Genomic DNA, 278 nt, shown 5'->3' with positions numbered 1-278 from the left:
ATCTATTTCTGATAAAAGCGGAAAGGGAGGGCGCCCCAGTCGCCTCTACTCGCTCTCTGACCAGGTCGTCAGTCTGCAGTTCCCGCCCCGCGACTACCAGCTGCTCGCCGATATCGCGATCGAGAGCCTGCTTTCCTTGGGAGAAGCCGGTGAAGCTGCCTTGATTAAGATGGGTTTTCGGATGGGGCAAGAGATGGCTAAGCGTGCCATGAGCAAATACCCGATTAATCCGGCAACTGCGACAACGGACGAAATATTGGATCATATCAATCGGGTAG

1 pseudogene is annotated in these 278 nt (G+C 54.3%); it reads left to right on the top strand.

Annotated elements, in window-relative coordinates:
* Positions 1 to 278 (top strand): annotated as a pseudogene (locus MXD62_RS08545) (transcriptional regulator); the annotation flags it as partial.

Source organism: Frankia sp. Mgl5, assembly GCF_023242985.1.
GTDB lineage: Bacteria > Actinomycetota > Actinomycetes > Frankiales > Frankiaceae > Parafrankia > Parafrankia soli.
Note: the sequence above shows the minus strand (reverse complement) of the source record. Positions and strands in the feature narration are given on the sequence as shown.